This is a genomic window from Pseudomonas fakonensis (genome assembly GCF_019139895.1).
Lineage (GTDB): Bacteria > Pseudomonadota > Gammaproteobacteria > Pseudomonadales > Pseudomonadaceae > Aquipseudomonas > Aquipseudomonas fakonensis.
On the sequence record NZ_CP077076.1, the window covers coordinates 515,265 to 536,452 of the forward strand.

The following is a 21,188-nucleotide window of genomic DNA, read 5'->3' on the forward strand; positions in this document are numbered from 1 at the left end:
CTGGCTTGAACGCATTCGCCGCTACGCGTTAGCGGTACCGCAACGCCCGGCCTCTGGCCTGCCAATCCGAACATCTTTTTGTTTCAACCCATCAGGATTGGACTATGGGCACTTGCATTCGCAATTTGTCCGGCGGCGCCGTATTGGTCGCCGCGGACGACACCTGGATCGAAGGAAAAGCGATCCAGCAACTCGAAACCACCGCTCGCCTAGGTGGCATGCATCGGGTGGCCGGCATGCCGGACCTGCATCCGGGGCGTGGCTATCCAGTCGGCGCGGCATTCTTTTCCGTGGGGCGTTTGTACCCGGCGCTGGTCGGCAATGACATCGGCTGTGGCATGGCGCTGTGGCGCACGGACATCCCGACCGCCAAGCTGCATCTGGACAAGCTGGAGAAACGCCTTGGCAACCTCGACCTGCCGCTCGACGAGACGTGGCAGGAGGCCGTCGCCAGCTTCGGTTTGCCTGCCACGGGGCACGAGCGTTCTCTCGGCACCATTGGTGGTGGTAACCACTTCGCCGAGCTACAGCAACTCGATGAAACCTACGACGATGCGGCCCTGGCAGCCTTGGGCATCGAGCGCAAACACCTGCTGTTGCTGGTGCACAGCGGCTCGCGTGGTCTGGGCGAGGCGATCTTGCGTGAGCAGGTCGACCTGTTCGGTCATCACGGACTAGAGGCGGGCAGCGAGGCCTGCACTCATTACCTGGGCCGGCACGACGGCGCGCTGCGTTTTGCCGAAGCCAACCGTCAGTTGATTGCCCGGCGCATGCTCGACCGCTTGCGTGCCGATGGCGATGTACTGCTCGACATCAACCACAACCTGGTGTCGCCAGCGCAGGTCGACGGGCTCGATGGTTGGCTGCATCGCAAAGGCGCCACACCGTCGGATCAAGGGGCGGTGGTGATCCCTGGTTCGCGTGGCGACTACAGCTACCTGGTACAGCCGATCGCCGACGAGCGCAGCCTGTTGTCCCTGGCCCATGGCGCCGGACGCAAATGGATGCGCAGCGAGTGCAAGGACCGCCTCGCCTCGCGCTACAGCGTCGAGCAACTGAGTCGTACGGCACTAGGCAGCCGCGTGATCTGCGCCGACCGGGCGCTGATCTACGAGGAAGCGCCGGAGGCCTACAAGGCTATCGACTCGGTGGTGGGTGCCTTGCGTGAAGCGGGGTTGGTTCGCGTGCTGGCACGACTGAAACCGGTGCTCACCTACAAGACGCGCGGAGGGTGCTGCTGATGATCCTACTGCAACTCTCGGCGGCTCAGGGGCCGGAAGAATGTGCCCTGGCAGTGGCCAAGGCATTGCTCAGGCTGCAGGCCGAAGCGGACGCCCAGGCCGTGGCGGTACGGATACTCGAAGAAGAGCCGGGGCCGCGGCGCGGTACCTTGCGCTCGGTGTTGCTGACACTGGATGGCGAGCAGGCCGAGCGCCTGGCGGATCACTGGACGGGCTCGCTGCAATGGACGTGCAGCAGCCCCTACCGGCCGGGGCATGCGCGCAAGAACTGGTTCTTTGGGGGCGCACGGTTTGCGCCACCGGCAGCGGAATTGGCGAGCGAGATCCGCTTCGAGACCTTGCGCTCGTCCGGGCCGGGTGGTCAGCATGTCAACACCACCGACTCGGCAGTGCGCGCCACGCACCTGGCCAGCGGCGTCAGCGTCAAGGTACAGAGCGAGCGTAGCCAGCACGCCAACAAACGCTTGGCGCTGCTGCTCATCGGCCAACGCCTGGCGCAACACGCAGAGCAGGTCGACAGCGAACTGCGTGCGAAGCGGCGGTTGTTCCATCACCGCATCGAGCGTGGCAATCCACGTCGGGTGTTTCGTGGCGAGCGCTTCGAGCCGGCTGACGAGTAGATTGTGTGCGAATAGTCGTCGAGCAAAAGCCAGGCCGGGCGGCGTAGGCGGTGCCGGCCACACAAAAACGGATGAGGAAAGGGCCCGGCTCGCACTCGGGTTTACCAGTTGCAAATGAGCATTGCGTATCTGAGGTGATCCCGCCGAAAACGCAAAAGCCGCGCAATAGCGCGGCTTTTTGGTTTTTGGTGGGCCCACACGGACTCGAACCGTGGACCAAAGGATTATGAGTCCTCTGCTCTAACCGACTGAGCTATAGGCCCTCAGAAGGTGGGCCGGATTATAACGATGGTTTCGATACCGTGCCATCTGAAAGATCCGATAGTGCTATGCGCAGGAAGGTTGCAGCGAATTCGGCGGGGGGCAGGGGCAGGCTGACGATGTAGCCCTGGATCTGTTCGCAGCCTTCGGCGGCGAGGAAGCGCTGCTGGGCCTGGTTCTCCACACCCTCGGCGATGATGGTCAACTGCATGCTGCGCCCGAGCGCGATGATGGCGCGGGCGATGGCGGCGTCGTGGGGGTCGTCGGGCAGGCCGCGGATGAACGACTGGTCGATCTTGAGGATGTCCAGGGGCAGGCGCTTGAGGTAGCTGAGCGAAGAATAACCGGTGCCGAAGTCGTCGATGGCCAACTGCACGCCCAGTTGCTTGAGCTGGTGGAGGATGGCCAGGGCCTCTTCTGCCTGGCTCATGATGAAGTTTTCGGTGATCTCCAGTTGCAGGTCACCGGCCTTGAGCTGGTAGGTCTTGAGCAACTGCTCGATGCGTTTGGCCAGGCTGGGCTGACGCAGCTGGGCGCCGGCCAGGTTGACCGACAACGGGCCGAAGGCGTGATACGCGCGCTTCCAGGCGTGCATTTGCCGGCAGGCCTGCTCCAGCACCCAGTCGCCGATCTGCAGGATGCTGCCGTTTTCTTCGGCCAGGTGGATGAACTGCTCGGGCGGCACTTCGCCGAAGCTTGGGTGGGTCCAGCGGATCAGTGCCTCGGCCCCCACCAGGCTTTGGGTCTTGAGGCTGAACTTGGGCTGGAAGTTCAGGCTCAGTTCGTTGCGCTCGATGGCACGGCGCAGTTCGTGTTCCAGGGCGATGCGCTCGCTGGCCTGGGCGGTGAGGTCGCGGGTGTAGGCTTCGACGCGGTTGCGGCCCTTGGCCTTGGAGCGGTACATGGCGGCGTCGGCATTGCGGATCAGCTCTGCGGTGTCGCTGCCGTCCTGCGGGTACAGGCTGATGCCGATGCTGGCGCTGGTGAAGAACTCGTGCTCGCCGGCCTGGAACGGCGCATGGAAGCAGGCCAGCAGCTTGTTGGCGATGGCGCTGGCGTCGCTGGGTTTGTGCAGGCCGGGCAACAGGATGATGAACTCGTCGCCGCCCAGGCGGGCCACGGTGTCGACGTCACGCACCTGTTCTTTCAGGCGTTGCGCGATGCCTTTGAGCAGCAGGTCGCCGACCGGGTGGCCAAGGCTGTCGTTGATGTGCTTGAAGCGGTCGAGGTCGAGGAACAATACCGCGCCCTGGCGGTTGGATAGCTGCGCGCAACTCAGGGCTGCCTGCAGGCGGTTCTCGAACAGGGTGCGGTTGGGCAGGCCGGTCAGCGGGTCGTGGTGGGCCTGGTAGTCGAGCTTGGCCTGGGCGTGCTTGAGGCTGGAGATGTCGGCGAACACGGCGACGAAGTGGGTGATCTCGCGCTCGTTGTTGCGCACCGCGCTGATGGTCAGCCAGCCGGGGTACAGCTCGCCGTTCTTGCGCTTGTTGTAGATCTCGCCCTGCCAGTGGCCTTCGGCGGTGAGCTGGTGCCACATGGCCGCATAAAAGGCGCTGTCGTGCTGGCCGGAGGCGAGCAGGCGCGGGGTCTGGCCGAGGGCTTCGATTTCGCTGTAGCCGGTGATCTCGCTGAAGGCGCGGTTGACCGCGCTGATGCGCTGGTCGGTGTCGGTGATCAGCACGCCTTCGGCGGTGTTTTCGAACACCGTGGCGGCCAGTTGCAGTTTTTCCTGCATCAGGTGGCGCTCGGTGATGTCGCGGGCGATGGTCAGCATGCAGTCCTCGTCACCGATCGGCAGGGGCCGGGCGGAGAGCTCGCACAGGCGTATCTGGCCGTCGCTGCGGCGAATGTGGCAGCTCAGGTCGCGCACGAAGCCGTCGCGGTGCAGCAGTTCGATCAGTTGCTGGCGCTCGTTGAGGTCGACCCAGATACCCAAGTCCAGCGCGGTCTGGTCGATGCCGGGGCTGATGTCGTAGCCGGTCAGGCGGCGGAAGCCTTCGTTGACCTCCACCAGCATGCCGTCGCGCAGGCGCGACAGCAGCAGGCCATCGGGCGAGGCGTGGAAGGCCTTGGCGAACTTCTCCTCGGAGGTTTGCAACTGCTGCTGGGTTTCCTTGAGCTGGCTGATGTCGCGTACCGCTACCACCAGCGCCAGGGTGCCGTCGAGTTCGAAGGTTTCGGCCGAGGTGAGGCCGGTGAACAACTGGCCGTTGCTGCGCCGGAAGGTCATTTCCATGTTGCGGATACCGCCGCGGTGCAGGCGTTCGAGCAGCGCCGGGCCGGTGCCGCCGACGCCCCACAGTTCAAGCTCGGTGGCGGTGCGGCCCAGCACCTGCGCCGGGCTCAGGCCGATCTGCTCTTCGAAAGCTTCGTTCACCTCCAGCAGGCAGCCGTCGCTGTGCCGGGCGATGACCAAAATGTCCGGGCATTGCTGGAACACCGAGGCGAACTTCTGCTCGGACAGGCGCAGGGCGCCCTCGGCGTTTTTGGTTTCGCTGATGTCGATCATCAGGCCGCGCATCAGTGGCTTGTGGCCGTGCTGGATCATGCTGACGATATTGCGCACCCACAGGGTGTGGCCGTCGGCGCGCAATACCCGGTAGTCCAGGCTGTGGTCGCGGCCGGCGGCAGTTTCGCTGTCGCAATAGGCTTGCGCCCACAGCGCGTCCTCGGGGTGCAGGATGCTGCGCCAGAAGCCGGGCTCGAGCCACTCGCTCAAGGGGTAGCCGAGCAGGTCCTCGGCGTGGGGTGAGACGTAGTTGTAGGTGAAGTCATTGGCGTCTGCCTCCCAGGCGATCGCCGAGAGGCTCTCGACCAGGCCGCGGTAGTGGTATTCGCTGCTGCGCAGCTCCTGCTCGAGGGCGATGCGCCGGGAAATCTCCGAGCTCAACCGGCGGTTGATGCGGATCACCACGGCGAGGATGGTCACCAGCAGCAAGACGGCGGGCAGGCCGTACAGCAGCATGTCGTGCCAGAAACTGCGTTGGTCGACCACGTTGCCCACCCAGCGCTGCTGGATGTGGCTGACCTCGCCGCTGCTCATGTCGGCCATGACCTTGTCGAGAATGCCGACCAGAGTCTTCTGCTCCCGCGGGGCGGCCATGGCCAACTGGTAGCGGTAGGGCGTCTCGCCGCTGACGTAGAGGCCATCGAGCTTGAGTTGGCGCAGGCTCCAGATGCTCGAGGCAAGGTCGCCGACCACCGCGTCCACCTCGTCGGTGGCCAGGGCCTGCAGCGCGGAGCTGACGTTGGGCATGGCCACCAAATTGAGGTCGGGGTGGTGGGTGCGCAGCAGCTCGTGGGGTGCGTAGTTCTCGACCACGGCGATTTTCAGGCCGTACAGGTCGTTGAGGTTGCGCGGTTGCGGGCCGCCGGAGTGGGCGAGGATGACGATCGGGAAGTCGAGGTAGGGGCGGGTGAAGGACAGGTAGTTCTGCCGTTCGGGGGTGGACATGATGCCAGGCAGCAGGTCGATGCCGTTGTTGCGCGCCTGCTCGAGCACCTCGGTCCAGCTGCTGGGCTCGACCGGCTTGAGGGTAACCCCCAGCCGCTCCTGGATGAGCGCGATGTAGTCGGCGGCCAATCCCTGGTAGCGACCTTCCTGGTCGCGGAACTCGAACGGTGGCCAGGACGCATCCACGCCCAGGCGCAGTTGCGGGTGGGCAGCCAGCCAGGCTTTTTCTTCGTCAGTCAGGGTCAGCGCGCCGGCCGTCGTGTGCCACAGGCACAGCAACAGCAACAGAAGGGCCGGCATCAGGGGCATAGCGGCCTCTCGATTCAGGGGGTCTGACAACGAGTGTAGACGGGCCGGCGCTGCCCCGAGCCGTTTCGCGGGCAAGAAAAACCCCGGCCTTGGCCGGGGTTTGTCATCACTCGTCGAGGAAGGAGCGCAGGTGCTCGCTTCGCGTCGGGTGGCGCAGCTTGCGCAGCGCCTTGGCTTCGATCTGACGGATCCGCTCACGGGTCACGTCAAACTGCTTGCCGACTTCTTCGAGGGTGTGGTCGGTGTTCATGTCGATACCGAAACGCATGCGCAGCACCTTGGCTTCGCGTGCGGTCAGGCCCGAGAGCACGTCGCGGGTGGCTTCCTTGAGGCTTTCGACCGTGGCCACGTCGATCGGGGACTGCATGGTGGAGTCCTCGATGAAGTCGCCCAGGTGCGAATCTTCGTCGTCGCCGATCGGGGTTTCCATGGAGATCGGCTCTTTGGCGATCTTCAATACCTTACGGATCTTGTCCTCAGGCATTTCCATGCGCTCACCCAGCTCTTCCGGGGTCGGTTCACGGCCCATTTCCTGCAGCATCTGGCGGGAAATACGGTTGAGCTTGTTGATCGTCTCGATCATGTGCACCGGAATACGGATGGTGCGCGCCTGGTCGGCGATCGAACGGGTGATCGCCTGGCGGATCCACCAGGTGGCGTAGGTCGAGAACTTGTAGCCGCGACGGTATTCGAACTTGTCCACCGCCTTCATCAGGCCGATGTTGCCTTCCTGGATCAGGTCGAGGAACTGCAGGCCACGGTTGGTGTACTTCTTCGCAATAGAAATCACCAGACGCAGGTTGGCCTCGACCATTTCCTTCTTGGCGCGACGGGCTTTCGCCTCGCCAATGGACATGCGGCGGTTGACTTCCTTGATTTCGGCGACGGTCAGGCCGGTTTCGGTCTCGAGGTCGATCAGTTTCTGCTGGCAGGCGACAATGGCGGCGTCTTTCTCACCCAGGGCGGCAGCCCACTTGGTGTTGCGCTTGGCCAGGTCACCGGACCAGGTCTGGTCGGTCTCGTTGCTCGGGAACAGGCGCAGGAAGTCGGCACGCGGCATGCGCGCATCACGCACGCACAGCTGCATGATTGCACGCTCTTGCTGGCGCAGGCGGTTCAGGGCGTCGCGCACGCGCTCGACCAGTACGTCGAACTGCTTGGGTACCAGCTTGATCGGCATGAACAGGTCGGCCAGGGCCTGCAGGGCAGCGATGCTGTCCTTGGCGCTGCGACCGTTTTTCTTCACGACCTTGAGGGTGGCCTGGAGCTGATCGGCAACGGCGCCGAAGCGCTGGGCTGCAACCACGGGGTCGGGACCGCTTTCGGTCTCTTCCTCGTCGTCACTGCCTTCGCTTTCTTCTTCGTCGTCGTCCGATTCTTCCTTGGCTGCCGGGGCTTTGGCACCCGGTACCGGCACTTCTTCGGTCGGCGCGGCAATGTTGTCATCGGGGTCGATGTAGCCGCTCAGCACGTCGGACAGGCGGCCGCCTTCGGCGGTAACGCGGTCGTATTCGCCGAGGATGTAATCGACGGTGCCCGGGAAGTGGGCGATGGCGCCCATGACTTCACGGATGCCTTCCTCGATGCGCTTGGCGATTTCGATCTCGCCTTCGCGGGTCAGCAGCTCGACGGTACCCATTTCACGCATGTACATGCGCACCGGGTCGGTCGTGCGGCCGATATCGGTTTCGACTGCTGCCAACGCGGCGGCAGCTTCTTCGGCTGCGGCTTCGTCGGTGTCGGCTTCCGCCAACAGCAGGGCATCCGCATCCGGAGCACTCTCGAATACGTTGATCCCCATGTCGTTGATCATGCGGATGATGTCTTCCACCTGTTCCGGATCTGAAATATCCTCAGGCAGGTGGTCGTTGACCTCCGCGTAAGTCAGGTAGCCCTGCTCACGACCGCGGGTGATCAACTCTTTGATACGAGATTGCTGTTGCGCTTTTCCGGACATAACACCCTATCCACTGAAGGTCTTGGCGGGCAAAAAACAAGCCGAGGATTATACCCGAGCATGGGCCTCACGCGCCAGATGAGGTCGGCGTTTGTGCGGGAACATTCCGGCTCAGCAGGGCGAGGAGCTGGGTTTTTTCCTCGCTGGTCAATTCACTTTGACGTGATTTCCTGAGCAGTTGTTCCAGGCTGCGCTCGCGTTGGCGGGCGGACAAGCTAGTTATAGTGTCGAAAAACTGTTGTTCAAGGTTGTCGGCCACGATCAGCCATTCCTTTTCCGCCAGGGCCCGCAGCAAGCGGCCTTGCTCGGTGCCATGCCAGCGTGCGATCAACTGCATTGAGCTTAGCTTAGGATTTTTCTGCGCGGCTTCGATCAGTGCCACCAGCAACTGGCTGTACAGGTGCTCTTCGTCGGCGAAGTGACTGGCATCCTCGACCTTGCCGGCCAGCAGCGGGTGGTGCAGCAAGGTGCGCAGCGCGGCCAGTGCTGGCGGCTCGACAGGTGCCGGCACCCGTGGCGGCGCTTCGTCGCGCTGCTGCCAGGGCTTGCCGCCCTTGCGGTTCTTGTCCCAGGGCTTGTCGCTCCAAGGCTTTTTGCCACCGCCTTTGTTCGGTTTCCACTCCTGCTCCTGGTGCACAGGGGCGTAGTCGTGCTGCGGCATGTCGCCGTAGTCCGGGGTGTAGCTGGCCATGGCGTCGTAGTCGTAGCCAGGGTCGTAGTCCGGCACGCTGCTGGGCGCTGGCGCCTGCTGCGCCAGTTGCTCGGCCTGCTGCGTGTCGAGGCCGGTGATTTCCTTCAGGCGGTTGCGCATCAGCTGGCGCAGGTTTGCGCCGGGAACCTTTTCGATCAGCGGTGCAGCCAGGGTCGCCATGTGCGCCTTGCCTTCCAGCGAGCGCGGGTCTGCTTCGGCGCTCAGTTGCTCGAAGAAGTAGTCGGCCAGCGGTTGGGCGTGCTGGTTGATGCGTGCGCGGAAGGCGTCGGTGCCCTCGGCGCGCACCAGGCTGTCGGGGTCTTCGCCTTCGGGCAGGAACAAAAAGCGCGCGCGGCGCCCGTCCTGCAACGCCGACAGGGTCGACTCCAGGGCGCGCCAGGCAGCCTTGCGCCCGGCCTGGTCGCCGTCGAAGCAGAACAATACGCTGGGCACCACGCGGAACAGGCGCTTGAGGTGCTCTTCGCTGGTGGCGGTGCCGAGGGTGGCCACGGCATTGCGCAGCCCTTGCTGGGCCAGGGCGATGACGTCCATGTAGCCCTCGACGACGATGATTTCGTCGAGGTTGCGGTTGTGCTTGCGCGCCTCGTACAGCCCGTAGAGCTCCTGGCCCTTGTGAAATACTGGGGTTTCCGGGGAGTTCAGGTACTTGGGCTTGTCGTCGCCCAGTACCCGGCCGCCGAAGGCGATGATGCGCCCGCGGCTGTCGCGGATCGGGAACATCACCCGGTCACGGAAGCGGTCGTAGCGCTTGCCGCTCTCGGCGTTCTCGATCAGCAGGCCGGCGTCGATCATCACCTTTTGCTGCAGTGAGTCGGCACCCAGGTGCTTGAGCAGGTTGTCCCAGCCCGGCGGGGCGAAGCCCAGGCCGAAGTCGCGGGCGATCTCGCCAGACAGGCCGCGGCCTTTGAGGTAGTCCACCGCGGCCTTGCGCGTGGGGTGGCCGCGCAGGGCCTGGCGATAGAATTCGGACGCGGCATCGAGCAGCGGGTACAGCGGCGAGTCGGTGGGCTGGCGCGGCTTGTGGTCGCGTCGGCCCTGCTCGCGGGGCACTTCCATGCCGGCGGCGCGGGCCAGTTCCTCGACAGCCTGGGGGAAGTCCAGGTTGTCGTGGTCCATGACGAAGCCCAGGGCGTTGCCACCGGCGCCGCAACCGAAGCAGTAGTAGAACTGCTTGTCGGGGCTGACCGTGAAGGAGGGGGTCTTCTCCTTGTGGAACGGGCAGCAGGCGGAGTAGTTCTTGCCGGTCTTTTTCAGTTGGACGCGCGAACTCACCACGTCGACGATATCGAGGCGGTTGATCAGGTCGTCAATGAAGCTCTGGGGAATCAGCCCGGCCATGGCAGCCTCGTCATCTGGCAACTGGCAAGTCTAAACGCTTGTGCGCGGGTGTGGGGTGCGGGGTGTTGCGGGAAGAGGTGTTGTGCTCGTCACAGCCGGTTAGGGCTCGTCAGAAAGGACGTGCACGCCTGGCAAAAAACCAGTTCTGACGTGTTGCAGCAGGTTGCCCGTGGCTTTTGCCGGGGCACCCATGGCGCATGGCCAAGGGCTTGAAACGACCGCTGCCATCAGCCCGGCACGAGGCCGGGCGGGGCAGAAGCTTTGCGTAGAACGCCTGTATCAGTACAGGCGAACGGCGCGGCGCTGTTCGCGCTGAACTTTCTTGGCGTGACGCTTAACAGCAGCAGCTGCTTTGCGCTTACGCTCGGCGGTCGGCTTCTCGTAAAACTCGCGGCTACGAACTTCAGCCAGTACACCGGCTTTTTCGCAGGAGCGCTTGAAACGACGCAGAGCTACGTCGAAGGGTTCGTTCTCTTTAACTTTGACGGCTGGCATCCAGGGCTACCTTAATTCATTACCGGGGTAGACGTGCTCCTGGCAAAACATAAGGTGTGCTGGAGAACGTCGGTTTTCAAGGGTTGCGGATGTTAACCCTTAGCTGGCCGGAATGCAAAGCCTCTGATCGAAAACCGCTGGTCGGCACTGGGTACGGGGACTATCATGCGCGGCTTCGAAATTAGCCTCTACAAGGCACGGACCCATGCTAGTACTGGGATTGGAAACATCCTGCGACGAAACTGGCGTCGCATTATACGACAGTGAGCGCGGCCTGTTGGCCGACGCGCTGTTCAGCCAGATCGACCTGCACCGCGCCTTTGGCGGCGTGGTGCCCGAGCTCGCCTCGCGCGATCACGTCAAGCGGATGCTGCCGCTGATCCGCCAGGTGCTGCAAGAGGCCGACTGCGTCGCCACCGACATCGACGCCATCGCCTACACCGCAGGCCCTGGCCTGGTGGGCGCGCTGCTGGTGGGCGCCTCCTGCGCCCAGGCGCTGGCGTTCGCCTGGGGCATACCGTCCATCGGCGTGCACCATATGGAAGGCCACCTGCTGGCACCGATGCTCGAAGAGCAGCCGCCGGAGTTTCCGTTCGTCGCCTTGTTGGTGTCGGGCGGTCATACGCAGTTGGTGAAGGTCGACGGCATCGGCCAGTACGAACTGCTGGGCGAAAGCCTGGACGACGCCGCTGGCGAGGCCTTCGACAAGACCGCCAAGCTGATCGGCCTGAACTACCCGGGCGGCCCGGAAATCGCCCGCCTGGCCGAGCAAGGCACGCCGGGGCGCTTTACCTTCCCGCGGCCGATGTGCGACCGCCCGGGCCTGCAGTTCAGTTTCAGCGGCCTGAAAACCTTCGCCCTGAACACCTGGCAGCAATGCCGTGACGCCGGGGACGACAACGAGCAAACCCGTTGCGACGTGTCGCTGGCGTTCCAGCAGGCGGTGGTGGAGACTTTGACCTTCAAGTGCAAGCGCGCCCTCAAGCAGACCGGCCTCAAGCGCCTGGTCATTGCCGGTGGCGTGAGCGCCAACAAGGCCTTGCGCGAAGCACTGGAAGACATGCTGGCGGGCATCAAGGGCAACGTTTACTACGCCCGCCCGCGCTTTTGCACCGACAACGGCGCCATGATCGCCTATGCCGGTTGCCAGCGCCTGATGGCCGGGCAGCAGCAGGACCTGGCAATCAGCGTGCAGGCGCGCTGGCCGATGGAGCAGCTGCCGCCGGTCTGAAACTCGCCGGGCAGGCTAGAAATGCCGTTCGCGCCCGGCGAACAGGTCGCGCAGGTTGCTGCGGTGGCGCCACACGATCATCACCGTCAGCACGGTCATCGGCAGCAGCGCCGCAGGCTCGCGCCAGGCCAGCAGGGGCAGTGTCAGCGGGGTGGCGATCAGCGCCGCGAGCGAGCTGGTGCGGGTGAGGCGGAAGGTCAGCAGCCAGGCGCCGATGGCCAGCAGTGCCGCCGGGAAGTACAGGGCCATGAGCATGCCGGCCGCAGTGGCCACGCCCTTGCCGCCCTGGAAGCGAAAGTACAACGGCAGCAGGTGGCCGAGCACGGCGCAGACGCCGACCCAGGCTTGCTCCTGCAGGTCGAGCCCGGCCAGGCGAGCCAGCAGCACCGGCAGCATGCCCTTGCACAGATCGCCCAGCAGGGTGAGGATCGCCAGCTTGCGCCCTGCCAGGCGCAGCATGTTGGTGGCACCGGCGTTGCCCGAACCGCTGGAGCGCGGGTCGGGGCTGCCGCTGAGGCGGCTCAGGACGATGGCGAAAGACACGGAGCCAAGCAGGTAGGCAAGCAGCGCCAGTGACCAAAACATGCTAACTATTCCGGGCGAGGACGCCCCGATTCTAACGGCGCCCGTCGCCCTTGTCGTGCTGTGGAGAGAAGTGCTTGGACAGAGTGTTCATCGAAGGCCTGGAAGTCGATACCGTCATCGGTGCCTATGACTGGGAGCGGGATATTCGCCAGTGCCTGCGCCTGGACCTGAGTTTCGCCTGGGACAACCGCCCGGCCGCCGCCGGTGACGACCTGGCCCTGGCGCTGGACTACGCCAGTGTGACGGCGCGTATTCAGGCATTTGCCGAGCAGGCCCGCTTCGAACTGGTGGAAACCTTTGCCGAGCGCCTGGTGGCGGTGCTGATGGCCGAATTCAACATTCCCTGGGTGCGGCTGAAGCTGACCAAGCCGGGCGCGGTACCGGCGGCCCGTGGCGGCGTGGGCGTGGAGATCGAGCGCGGATGTCTTTGAGTACGGTTTACCTAGGGCTTGGCAGCAACATTGACCGCGAGCGGCACCTGTGTGCGGGGCTCGATGCGCTGGCGGCGATACTCGCCGACATGCGCTGCTCGCCGGCGTTCGAGAGCCAGGCGGTGGGGATCAAGAGCGGGCCGTTCATCAATTTCGTGGTGACCGGCAAGACCGACCTGCCGCTGCTGGAGCTGGACCGCCGGCTCAAGTTCATCGAGGCCGACAATGGCCGTTACGCACCGGACCGCAAGGGCTTGCCGCTGGATATCGACGTGCTGATGTACGACGGCCTGCACGGCACCTTCGACGGTTTGGTGCTGCCGCGGGCGGAGATTCTGAAGAACGCTTTCGTGCTGTGGCCTCTGGCGCTGCTGGCGCCGGACCTGCTGCACCCGGGGGCGGGCAAGCCCATGGCGCAGCTGTGGCAAGAGGCGAGCATCGACCAGGTGCTGGCGCCGGTGGCGTTCGAGTGGCGGGGGTTGCAGCTGACTGCGGTGTAGGCCTGTGCTGGCCTCATCGCCGGCAAGCCGGCGATAGAGCCACCGAGAATCAACCTGCCGTGTAGGCCTCAAGCGCCTTCAGCCGTTCACCCTTGAGCGCTTCGCCCAAGGCCTGGCCAGTCAGCCCTTGTTCCACCAACGGCTTCACATCCACCGCCCGTGCAGCCTCAGCCGCGCCGCGCAGGTATTCGCCCTGTGGATAACCTGGCCCCAGCGCCGCCATTTCGCAGGCGGCGATGAAGTCCTCGAAACGTTGCGGGCGCCGGTACACATCGAACTTTTGCAGCATTTCCAGCAGGTTTGCCGGCGCCATTGCCAGTGCCTGGTCGGCACGCTCGGCAAATTCTCCCACCAGTACTGCCAGTTCCTGGCATTCACGCGGGGCCTTGAAGCGCTGGTTGAGTGCCTTGATCGCTGCAGGCTCAAGCCCGCGCAGCAGGCAGGCCCAGCGCACCGGCAACGCTTGCTGGCGCTGAGCGGCCTGGTGCAGTGCGGCCAAGGTATCGGCGCCCTGCGCAAGTTCAGGCATCAGATGTTCCAGCGCGCCACAGCTGCGCAGCACTTCGATGAACACCTGTGGCTCGCTTTCCATCAGCGCCCGTTCGATCTCCTTCCAGCTGCGTTCGGCGGTCAGCGCCTGCAACTCGCCCGACTCGCCAATCTGGCGCATCAGTGCCAGAGTTTCGTCGGCCACCTTGAAACCCAGTGGCGCGTAGCGGGCGGCGAAGCGGGCAACGCGCAGCACGCGTAGGGGATCTTCGGCGAACGCCGGGGAAACATGGCGAAGAAGGCGTTGGTCAAGGTCGCGCTTGCCGTGGTACGGGTCGTACAGCGTGCCCTGTTCGTCTTCGGCCATGGCGTTGATGGTCAGGTCGCGACGGATCAGGTCGTCTTCGAGGGTGACGTCCGGGCTTGCGTGAAAAGTGAAGCCGCCGTAGCCGCGCCCGCTCTTGCGCTCGGTGCGGGCCAGGGCGTATTCCTCGCCGGTGTGCGGGTGCAGGAATACCGGGAAATCGGCACCGACGGGGCGAAAGCCTTGAGCTTGCATCTGTTCGACAGTAGCGCCCACCACCAACCAGTCGACATCGCTGACCGGACGGCCGAGCAGGCGGTCGCGCACGGCGCCGCCAACCTTGTAGATCTGCATGTGAAACCTCCATTTCTGCCGACAGGATAACGTGTCGGCAGAAATGAAGCAGACTAGAGGTGGTGCACCACGGCCAGGTCCATCCGCCCATAGTCGCCAGTGTCGCCGTGTTCGTTGCGCGGTGGCATGTGATGGGTCTTCATCACCTGCTCGCCCTGTACCGTCTCCAGGTGGATGTCGAAGCCCCACAGACGGTGCAGGTGCTTGAGTACTTCGTCGGTGGAATCGCCCAGCGGCTTGCGGTTGTGCTGCTGGTGGCGAAGGGTGAGGGAGCGGTCGCCGCGCCGGTCGATGCTCCAGATCTGCACGTTGGGTTCGCGGTTGCCGAGGTTGTACTGCGCGGCCAGCTGCTCGCGAATGGTGCGGTAGCCGTCTTCGTCGTGGATTGCCGGCACCAGCAGGTCATCGCGCTGGTCGTCGTCAAGGATGCTGAACAGCTTGAGATCGCGGATCACCTTCGGTGACAGGTACTGCAGGATGAAGCTTTCATCCTTGAAGCTGCTCATGGCGAACTTGATGGTCGACAGCCAGTCGCTGCCGGCGATGTCGGGGAACCAGCGGCGGTCTTCCTCGGTGGGGTTTTCGCACATGCGGCGGATGTCGGTGTACATGGCAAAGCCTAGGGCATAGGGGTTGATGCCGCTGTAATACGGGCTGTCGAAGCCGGGTTGGAATACCACGCTGGTGTGCGACTGCAAGAACTCCATCATGAAGCCTTCGGTGATCAGCCCCTCGTCGTACAGGTCGTTCATCAGGGTGTAGTGCCAGAAGGTCGCCCAACCTTCGTTCATTACCTGGGTTTGCCGCTGCGGGTAGAAGTACTGGGCGATCTTGCGCACGATGCGCACCACTTCGCGCTGCCAGGGTTCGAGCAGCGGGGCGTTTTTCTCGATGAAATAGAGGATGTTTTCCTGTGGTTCGGAAGGGAACCGCGCATCGTCGCGTTCCCCGCCTTTTTCGGCGCTCTTGGGGATGGTGCGCCACAGGTCGTTGATCTGCCGTTGCAAATGCTCTTCACGGTCTTTCTGGCGCCGCCGTTCTTCTTCGGCAGAGATCGGGTAGGGGCGCTTGTAGCGGTCGACGCCGTAGTTCATCAGCGCGTGACAGGAATCGATCAGGTCTTCCACGGCATCGATGCCGTGGCGCTCTTCGCACTGGGCGATGTACTGCTTGGCGAACACCAGGTAATCGATGATCGAGGTGGCGTCGGTCCAGGTGCGGAACAGGTAGTTGCCCTTGAAGAAACTGTTGTGGCCGTAGCAGGCGTGGGCGATCACCAGTGCCTGCATGCACATGGTGTTCTCTTCCATCAGGTAGGCGATGCAGGGGTCGGAGTTGATCACGATCTCGTAGGCCAGGCCCATCTGGCCACGGCTGTAGGACTTTTCGGTGCTGAGGAATTGCTTGCCGTAGGACCAGTGGTGGTAACCCAGGGGCATGCCCACCGAGGCGTAGGCGTCCATCATCTGCTCGGCGGTGATCACCTCGATCTGGTTGGGGTAGGTATCCAGGGCGTAGCGCGCGGCCAGGCGGCTGATTTCGCGGTCGTACGTCTGGATCAGCTCGAAGGTCCACTCCGAGCCGACTGAAATGGGCTGGCGTCTCTGTGCTCTGGCGGTCATGTGGCTAACCTGCGCTGGAAGAGTTCACGGAAGACCGGGTAGATGTCGCCGGCCGATACCAACTGTTGCTGGGCGAAGGTGTCGGGGAAGCTCTCGCCGATACGCTCGTACTCGTACCACAGCGCCTGATGCTCACGCGGGGTGATCTCGACGTAAGTGTAGTACTGCACGTGGGGCATGATCTGCTTGGACAGGATGTCGCGGCAGATCGGCGAATCGTCGTTCCAGTTGTCGCCGTCGGAGGCTTGGGCTGCGTAGATGTTCCAGTCGCTGGCCGGGTAGCGTTCGGCCATGATCTCCTGCATCAGCTTGAGTGCGCTGGAAACGATGGTGCCGCCGGTCTCGCGGGAGTAGAAAAACTCTTCCTCGTCCACTTCGCGGGCGCTGGTGTGGTGGCGGATGAACACCACTTCGATACGGTCGTAGTTCCGCTTGAGGAACAGGTACAAGAGGATGAAGAAACGCTTGGCGATATCCTTGGTGGCCTGGGTCATCGAGCCGGAAACGTCCATCAGGCAGAACATCACGGCTTTCGAGCTGGGGTTGGGCTGCTTGACCAGCAGGTTGTACTTGAGGTCGAAGGTGTCGAGGAACGGCAGGCGGTTGATGCGTGCCTTCAGCCGCACGATCTCGGCTTCGGTCTCTTGAATGTCGGTGAAATTGTCAGGTTCTTCGACCCGCAGGCGCTCCAGCTCCTTTTGCGCCTCGCGCAACAGTGCGCGGCTGCTGCCGGTCAGAGCGATACGCCGGGCATGGGCTGAACGCAGCGTGCGCACGATGTTGATGCGTGACGGGTTGCCTTCGTTGGCGATGCCGGCGCGCACGGTCTTGAAGGTGTCGGCGCCGGTGAGGTGGCGCTTGACCAGGTTGGGCAGCTCGAGGTCCTCGAACATGAACTCGAGGAACTCTTCCTGGGTGATCTGGAAGACGAACTCGTCCATGCCTTCGCCGGAGTTGCCGGCCTTGCCGCGCCCGCCGCCACCACCACCACCCTGCGGGCGGGCGATGTGCTCGCCGGCGGTAAATTCCTTGTTGCCGGGGTGAACCACGGTCTGCTTGCCGCCGCGGCCGTGGTGCAGTACTGGCTCGTCGATGTCGCGGCCGGGGATGCTGATCTGCTCGCCATGCTCCATGTCCATGATGGAGCGGCGGCTTACGGCTTCTTCGACGGCTTTCTTGATGTGCTCACGGTAGCGCCGCAAGAAGCGCTGGCGGTTGACCGTGCTCTTGTTCTTGCCGTTCAGGCGTCGGTCGATTACGTAGCTCATGGGCCCTCCGATAGCGGGTTACAGCTGCAAGCTTCAAGCTACGAGCTGCAAGCAAAAGCGCTGGCTGCCGCCACGACGGGGGCGCCTGCGCGCACCCGCCCGTGACGTTTCGCTTTTACTGCGATTTGCGGACCCGCAGGTACCATTCCGACAGCAGGCGTACCTGTTTGTCGGTGTAGCCGCGTTCGACCATCCGGGTGACGAAGTCGTTGTGCTTCTGTTGATCCTCCTTGCTGGCCTTGGCATTGAAGCTGATGACCGGCAGCAGGTCCTCGGTGTTGGAGAACATTTTCTTCTCGATCACCACCCGCAGCTTCTCGTAGCTGAGCCAGCTGGGGTTCTTGCCGTTGTTGTTGGCGCGGGCACGCAGCACGAAGTTGACGATCTCGTTGCGGAAGTCCTTCGGGTTGCTGATGCCGGCCGGTTTCTCGATTTTTTCCAGCTCTTCGTTGAGGGCGATGCGGTTGAGGATTTCGCCGGTTTCCGGGTCGCGGTATTCCTGGTCCTGGATCCAGAAGTCGGCGTACAGCACGTAGCGGTCGAAGATGTTCTGGCCGTATTCGCTGTAGGACTCCAGGTATGCAGTCTGGATTTCCTTGCCGATGAACTCGATGTAGCGCGGGGCCAGGTATTCCTTCAAATACCGCAGGTAGCGCTCGCGCACCTCGGCCGGGAACTGCTCTTGCTCGATCTGCTGTTCCAGTACATACAGCAGGTGCACCGGGTTGGCGGCCACTTCGTGGGGGTCGAAGTTGAACACCTTGGAGAGGATCTTGAAGGCGAAACGGGTCGAGAGGCCGTTCATGCCCTCATCGACACCGGCGGAGTCGCGGTACTCCTGAATCGACTTGGCTTTGGGGTCGGTATCTTTGAGGTTCTCACCGTCATACACGCGCATTTTCGAGTAGATGTTCGAGTTTTCCGGCTCCTTGAGCCGCGACAGCACGGTGAACTGGGCGAGCATCTTCAGGGTGTCGGGCGCGCAATGGGCCTTGGCCAGCGAGCTGTTGATCAGCAGCTTGTCGTAGATCTTGATCTCGTCGCTGACCCGCAGGCAGTACGGCACCTTGACGATGTAGATACGGTCGATGAAGGCTTCGTTGTTCTTGTTGTTGCGGAAGGTATGCCACTCCGATTCGTTGGAGTGGGCCAGCAGGATGCCGGTGTACGGAATGGCGCCGAGGCCCTCGGTGCTGTTGTAGTTGCCTTCCTGTGTGGCGGTAAGCAACGGGTGCAGCACTTTGATGGGGGCCTTGAACATCTCGACGAATTCCATCAGGCCCTGGTTGGCGCGGCACAGCGCGCCCGAGTAGCTGTAGGCGTCGGCGTCGTTCTGCGGGAATTCCTCGAGCTTGCGGATATCCACCTTGCCCACCAGTGCCGAGATATCCTGGTTATTCTCGTCACCGGGTTCGGTCTTGGCGATGGCAATCTGGTTGAGGATGGAGGGGTAGAGCTTGACCACCCGGAACTTGCTGATGTCGCCGCCGAACTCCTGCAGGCGCTTGGTGGCCCAGGGCGACATGATGGTGTTGAGGTAGCGCCGCGAGATGCCGTATTCCTCTTCGAGGATCGCCCCGTCTTCGGTGGCGTTGAACAGCCCCAGGGGCGATTCGAATACCGGTGAGCCCTTGATGGCGTAGAAGGGCACCTTTTCCATCAGCTGCTTGAGTTTCTCGGCCAGCGACGACTTGCCGCCGCCTACCGGGCCCAGCAGATAGAGGATTTGTTTCTTCTCTTCCAGGCCTTGGGCGGCGTGGCGGAAGTAGGAGACGATCTGGTCGATGCACTCTTCCATGCCATGGAAGTCGGCAAAGGCCGGATAGCGGCGAATCACCTTGTTGGAGAAAATCCGCGACAGCCTGGAGTTGCTTGAGGTGTCGATCAGTTCCGGCTCACCGATGGCCAGCAACAGCCGTTCAGCCGCCGATGCGTAGGCACTGCGATCCTCTTTGCACAGCTCGAGGTACTCCTGCAGCGAGAGTTCTTCCTGGCGCGTAGACTCGAAGCGTTGTTGGAAGTGGCTAAAAATACTCATGACGTCACCTCGCTCGATACGTGGAGACGACGCCGGATCAGTCAGCTGATGCTGGCATGCAATCGGGGAAACCGATTGCTGTATACCCCCCAGAACACCCTGAAACGCTACCGATGACCCGCACGCCGGTGTACCGGCTCTCCCCTTTTTTGGATGGCCTGAGCTTAAGAGTAGTTGGTTCTGGCCAAGGTCAAGGGCGGGGAGCCAAGAAGACGCCTACGACCGTTCGTCAGGTCGGGCGCGAGCCCGCAGGGAATGCGGGCTGCAGTAAAAATGAAAAAATTACTCGGCGCTGCCCTGGGCGGTTTCGCCCGGGTAGGTGGCGCGCCACAGCTCGAAACCACCGTCCACGCTGTAGACGTCGGAGAAGCCCTGACCGACCAGGTAGGCGGCGGCGCTCTGGCTGGAGTTGCCGTGGTAGCAGACCACCAGCGTCGGGGCGTCGAGGTCGGCGTTGCGGATGAAATCGGCTACCGAGTGGTTGTCCAGATGCCGGGCGCCGGTGATGTGGCCGGCGGCGAAAGCCTGCGAGTCGCGGATGTCGACCACGACGGCGCCTTGAGCGCGCAGGGCCAGGGCCTGTTCAGGGGGGATGCGCTTGAATTCGCTCATGGGGTGGTTCCTTCAGAACTGATCGAGGGGGTGGCTGGCGGGCGCGGGGTGCCTTCGCGGGTGCAGTCGCAGCGGTGGTATTCGCCGCTGTCGACGTTGTACAGGGTCATGGCGCCGCCCCACACGCAGCCGGTGTCGAGGGCGATCACGCCGGGCACGTCGACGCGGCCTTCAAGGGCAGCCCAGTGGCCGAAGATGATCTTCACGTGACGTGAGCGGCGGTCGGGGTGGGCGAACCAGGGTTTGTAGCCCTTCGGTGCGCTGTCCAGGCCCTCTTTGCTCTTGAGGTCGAGCTTGCCGGTGGCGGTGCAGAAGCGCATGCGGGTGAAGTAGTTGGTGATCACCCGCAGGCGTTCGATGCCGGCGAGGTCCTTGCTCCACTTGTTCGGCTCGTTGCCGTACATGCCGTCGAGGTAAGGCTGCAGGCGGTTGTCGTCGCGCAGCACCTGCTCGACCTCTGCTGCCAGCTCCAGGGCCCGGCCCAAGGTCCACTGCGGTGGGATGCCGGCGTGAGCCATGGCGATACCGCGGGCCTCGTCGTAGTGCAGCAGCTTCTGATGGCGCAGCCAGTCGAACAGGCGGTCGGCGTCGGGGGCTTCGATGATCTCGCGCAGGGTGTCGCTTTTTTTCAGGCGCTCGACGTTGTGCCAGGCGGCCAGCAGGTGCAGGTCGTGGTTGCCCAGCACGCAAACCAGCGCGTGGCGGATCGAATACAGGTAGCGTAGGGTTTCCAGTGACTCGGGGCCACGGTTGACCAGGTCGCCCACCAGCCACAGGCGGTCGACGGCCGGGTCGAAATGCACGCGTTCGAGCAGGCACTTGAGCGGTTGCAGGCAGCCCTGCAGGTCACCGACCGCGTAAGTGGCCATCAGTGCAGCGCCCCGGGTACCGCCAGGCGGAACGGGGCGACCGGCGCGTCGAAGCGTTTGCCGTCTTCGGCGAACATCTGGTAGCTGCCCTGCATGGTGCCGACCCGGGTGCTGATCACCGCACCGCTGCTGTAGGTGTGGCTTTGGCCGGGTTCGATCAGTGGTTGCTGGCCGATCACCCCGGCGCCGCGCACTTCTTCGACCTCACCGTCACCGTTGGTGATCAGCCAATGGCGGGACATCAGCTTGGCGGTGAGCGTGCCGTTGTTCTGCACGGTGATGGTGTACGCGAAGGCGAAACGATTGCTTTCGGGGTCGGATTGGTCTTTGAGGTAGCGGGTCACGACGCTGACGTCGATCTGGTAACGGGGGTCGGACATGCAAGGGCCTTGGGGAACATACGCAATAACGCAGTCTAGGCCATTGGGAGGGGCGAGGGCCAGCGGTGTGGGGGGGGAGATGAGTGTGGTCAGTGCCGCCCCCATCGCGGGGCAAGCC

At 63.5% G+C, this 21,188-nt stretch carries 17 protein-coding genes and 1 tRNA gene; 5 read left to right on the forward strand and 13 right to left on the reverse strand.

The window, feature by feature from the left end:
- The first annotated feature begins 104 nt into the window (after positions 1–104).
- Complete coding sequence (locus tag KSS94_RS02210; RefSeq protein WP_217841478.1) at positions 105–1,241, forward strand: RNA ligase RtcB family protein; 1,137 nt, start codon at positions 105–107, stop codon at positions 1,239–1,241.
- Entirely contained in the window at positions 1,241–1,861 is a 621-nt protein-coding gene (prfH, locus tag KSS94_RS02215; RefSeq protein WP_217841479.1) for a peptide chain release factor H, read from the forward strand. Before KSS94_RS02210 ends, prfH begins: the two co-directional genes overlap by 1 nt.
- Positions 1,862–2,047: 186 nt before the next feature.
- Here the strand turns inward: prfH and KSS94_RS02220 are convergent.
- The 5 genes from KSS94_RS02220 to rpsU all read right to left on the reverse strand — a co-directional run bounded on the left by KSS94_RS02220 (position 2,048) and on the right by rpsU (position 10,387).
- Positions 2,048–2,124, reverse strand: a tRNA-Ile gene (locus KSS94_RS02220).
- A 17-nt stretch (positions 2,125–2,141) separates the two neighbouring features.
- Positions 2,142–5,885, reverse strand: a complete 3,744-nt coding sequence (locus KSS94_RS02225) for an EAL domain-containing protein (RefSeq protein ID WP_217841480.1) — start codon at positions 5,883–5,885, stop codon at positions 2,142–2,144.
- Positions 5,886–5,991: 106 nt separating this feature from the next.
- Positions 5,992–7,842 (reverse strand): RNA polymerase sigma factor RpoD, encoded by a 1,851-nt coding sequence (gene rpoD, locus KSS94_RS02230; protein ID WP_217841481.1) that lies wholly within the window; start codon positions 7,840–7,842, stop codon positions 5,992–5,994.
- A 67-nt stretch (positions 7,843–7,909) separates the two neighbouring features.
- Positions 7,910–9,892 (reverse strand): DNA primase, encoded by a 1,983-nt coding sequence (gene dnaG, locus KSS94_RS02235; RefSeq protein WP_217841482.1) that lies wholly within the window; start codon positions 9,890–9,892, stop codon positions 7,910–7,912.
- A 279-nt stretch (positions 9,893–10,171) separates the two neighbouring features.
- Positions 10,172–10,387: a 30S ribosomal protein S21 gene (rpsU, locus tag KSS94_RS02240; RefSeq protein ID WP_003255575.1), complete on the reverse strand. Its 216-nt coding sequence runs from the start codon at positions 10,385–10,387 to the stop codon at positions 10,172–10,174.
- A gap of 205 nt (positions 10,388–10,592) precedes the next feature.
- Here rpsU and tsaD point away from each other — a divergent pair, with 205 nt between their 5' ends.
- Positions 10,593–11,618 carry a tRNA (adenosine(37)-N6)-threonylcarbamoyltransferase complex transferase subunit TsaD gene (gene tsaD, locus KSS94_RS02245; protein ID WP_217841483.1) on the forward strand — a complete coding sequence of 342 codons (1,026 nt, stop codon included), beginning with the start codon at positions 10,593–10,595 and terminating at the stop codon, positions 11,616–11,618.
- Positions 11,619–11,633: 15 nt separating this feature from the next.
- On the opposite strand, the gene plsY is transcribed toward tsaD, so the two are convergent.
- Positions 11,634–12,203: a glycerol-3-phosphate 1-O-acyltransferase PlsY gene (gene plsY, locus KSS94_RS02250; protein ID WP_217841484.1), complete on the reverse strand. Its 570-nt coding sequence runs from the start codon at positions 12,201–12,203 to the stop codon at positions 11,634–11,636.
- A gap of 74 nt (positions 12,204–12,277) precedes the next feature.
- Here plsY and folB point away from each other — a divergent pair, with 74 nt between their 5' ends.
- Positions 12,278–12,634, forward strand: coding sequence for a dihydroneopterin aldolase (folB, locus tag KSS94_RS02255; RefSeq protein ID WP_217841485.1), 357 nt, complete (start codon positions 12,278–12,280; stop codon positions 12,632–12,634).
- Positions 12,625–13,134, forward strand: a complete 510-nt coding sequence (gene folK / locus KSS94_RS02260) for a 2-amino-4-hydroxy-6-hydroxymethyldihydropteridine diphosphokinase (RefSeq protein WP_217841486.1) — start codon at positions 12,625–12,627, stop codon at positions 13,132–13,134. Before folB ends, folK begins: the two co-directional genes overlap by 10 nt.
- Positions 13,135–13,183: 49 nt before the next feature.
- Here the strand turns inward: folK and KSS94_RS02265 are convergent, their stop codons facing one another.
- The 7 genes from KSS94_RS02265 to apaG form a co-directional block, all read right to left on the reverse strand.
- Positions 13,184–14,281: a tRNA nucleotidyltransferase/poly(A) polymerase-related protein gene (locus KSS94_RS02265; protein WP_217841487.1), complete on the reverse strand. Its 1,098-nt coding sequence runs from the start codon at positions 14,279–14,281 to the stop codon at positions 13,184–13,186.
- Between the two features lie 53 nt (positions 14,282–14,334).
- Complete coding sequence (locus KSS94_RS02270) at positions 14,335–15,903, reverse strand: SpoVR family protein (RefSeq protein WP_217841488.1); 1,569 nt, start codon at positions 15,901–15,903, stop codon at positions 14,335–14,337.
- Positions 15,900–17,171: a YeaH/YhbH family protein gene (locus KSS94_RS02275; RefSeq protein WP_217841489.1), complete on the reverse strand. Its 1,272-nt coding sequence runs from the start codon at positions 17,169–17,171 to the stop codon at positions 15,900–15,902. Before KSS94_RS02275 ends, KSS94_RS02270 begins: the two co-directional genes overlap by 4 nt.
- Before the next feature lie 115 nt (positions 17,172–17,286).
- A complete protein-coding gene (locus KSS94_RS02280) occupies positions 17,287–19,209 on the reverse strand; it encodes a PrkA family serine protein kinase (RefSeq protein WP_217841490.1) in 1,923 nt (640 codons plus the stop codon).
- 282 nt (positions 19,210–19,491) lie between these two features.
- Positions 19,492–19,821, reverse strand: coding sequence for a thiosulfate sulfurtransferase GlpE (gene glpE / locus KSS94_RS02285; RefSeq protein WP_217841491.1), 330 nt, complete (start codon positions 19,819–19,821; stop codon positions 19,492–19,494).
- The gene (locus KSS94_RS02290) at positions 19,818–20,690 is read right to left on the reverse strand and encodes a symmetrical bis(5'-nucleosyl)-tetraphosphatase (protein WP_217841492.1); all 873 of its coding nucleotides are present in this window, start codon (positions 20,688–20,690) and stop codon (positions 19,818–19,820) included. The genes glpE and KSS94_RS02290 overlap by 4 nt, the downstream gene beginning before the upstream one ends.
- On the reverse strand, positions 20,690–21,070 hold the full coding sequence (gene apaG / locus KSS94_RS02295; protein ID WP_217841493.1) for a Co2+/Mg2+ efflux facilitator ApaG/CorD: 381 nt from the start codon (positions 21,068–21,070) through the stop codon (positions 20,690–20,692). Before apaG ends, KSS94_RS02290 begins: the two co-directional genes overlap by 1 nt.
- Positions 21,071–21,188: the final 118 nt, after the last annotated feature.

Bases quoted from the DNA above. Each gene is read 5' to 3' on its own strand.
- KSS94_RS02210 (WP_217841478.1), top strand. From the start codon at position 105: ATGGGCACTTGCATTCGCAATTTGTCCGGCGGCGCCGTATTGGTCGCC.
- prfH (WP_217841479.1), top strand. From the start codon at position 1,241: ATGATCCTACTGCAACTCTCGGCGGCTCAGGGGCCGGAAGAATGTGCC.
- KSS94_RS02225 (WP_217841480.1), bottom strand. From the start codon at position 5,885: ATGCCCCTGATGCCGGCCCTTCTGTTGCTGTTGCTGTGCCTGTGGCAC.
- rpoD (WP_217841481.1), bottom strand. From the start codon at position 7,842: ATGTCCGGAAAAGCGCAACAGCAATCTCGTATCAAAGAGTTGATCACC.
- dnaG (WP_217841482.1), bottom strand. From the start codon at position 9,892: ATGGCCGGGCTGATTCCCCAGAGCTTCATTGACGACCTGATCAACCGC.
- rpsU (WP_003255575.1), bottom strand. From the start codon at position 10,387: ATGCCAGCCGTCAAAGTTAAAGAGAACGAACCCTTCGACGTAGCTCTG.
- tsaD (WP_217841483.1), top strand. From the start codon at position 10,593: ATGCTAGTACTGGGATTGGAAACATCCTGCGACGAAACTGGCGTCGCA.
- plsY (WP_217841484.1), bottom strand. From the start codon at position 12,203: ATGTTTTGGTCACTGGCGCTGCTTGCCTACCTGCTTGGCTCCGTGTCT.
- folK (WP_217841486.1), top strand. From the start codon at position 12,625: ATGTCTTTGAGTACGGTTTACCTAGGGCTTGGCAGCAACATTGACCGC.
- KSS94_RS02265 (WP_217841487.1), bottom strand. From the start codon at position 14,281: ATGCAGATCTACAAGGTTGGCGGCGCCGTGCGCGACCGCCTGCTCGGC.
- KSS94_RS02270 (WP_217841488.1), bottom strand. From the start codon at position 15,903: ATGACCGCCAGAGCACAGAGACGCCAGCCCATTTCAGTCGGCTCGGAG.
- KSS94_RS02275 (WP_217841489.1), bottom strand. From the start codon at position 17,171: ATGAGCTACGTAATCGACCGACGCCTGAACGGCAAGAACAAGAGCACG.
- KSS94_RS02280 (WP_217841490.1), bottom strand. From the start codon at position 19,209: ATGAGTATTTTTAGCCACTTCCAACAACGCTTCGAGTCTACGCGCCAG.
- glpE (WP_217841491.1), bottom strand. From the start codon at position 19,821: ATGAGCGAATTCAAGCGCATCCCCCCTGAACAGGCCCTGGCCCTGCGC.
- KSS94_RS02290 (WP_217841492.1), bottom strand. From the start codon at position 20,690: ATGGCCACTTACGCGGTCGGTGACCTGCAGGGCTGCCTGCAACCGCTC.
- apaG (WP_217841493.1), bottom strand. From the start codon at position 21,070: ATGTCCGACCCCCGTTACCAGATCGACGTCAGCGTCGTGACCCGCTAC.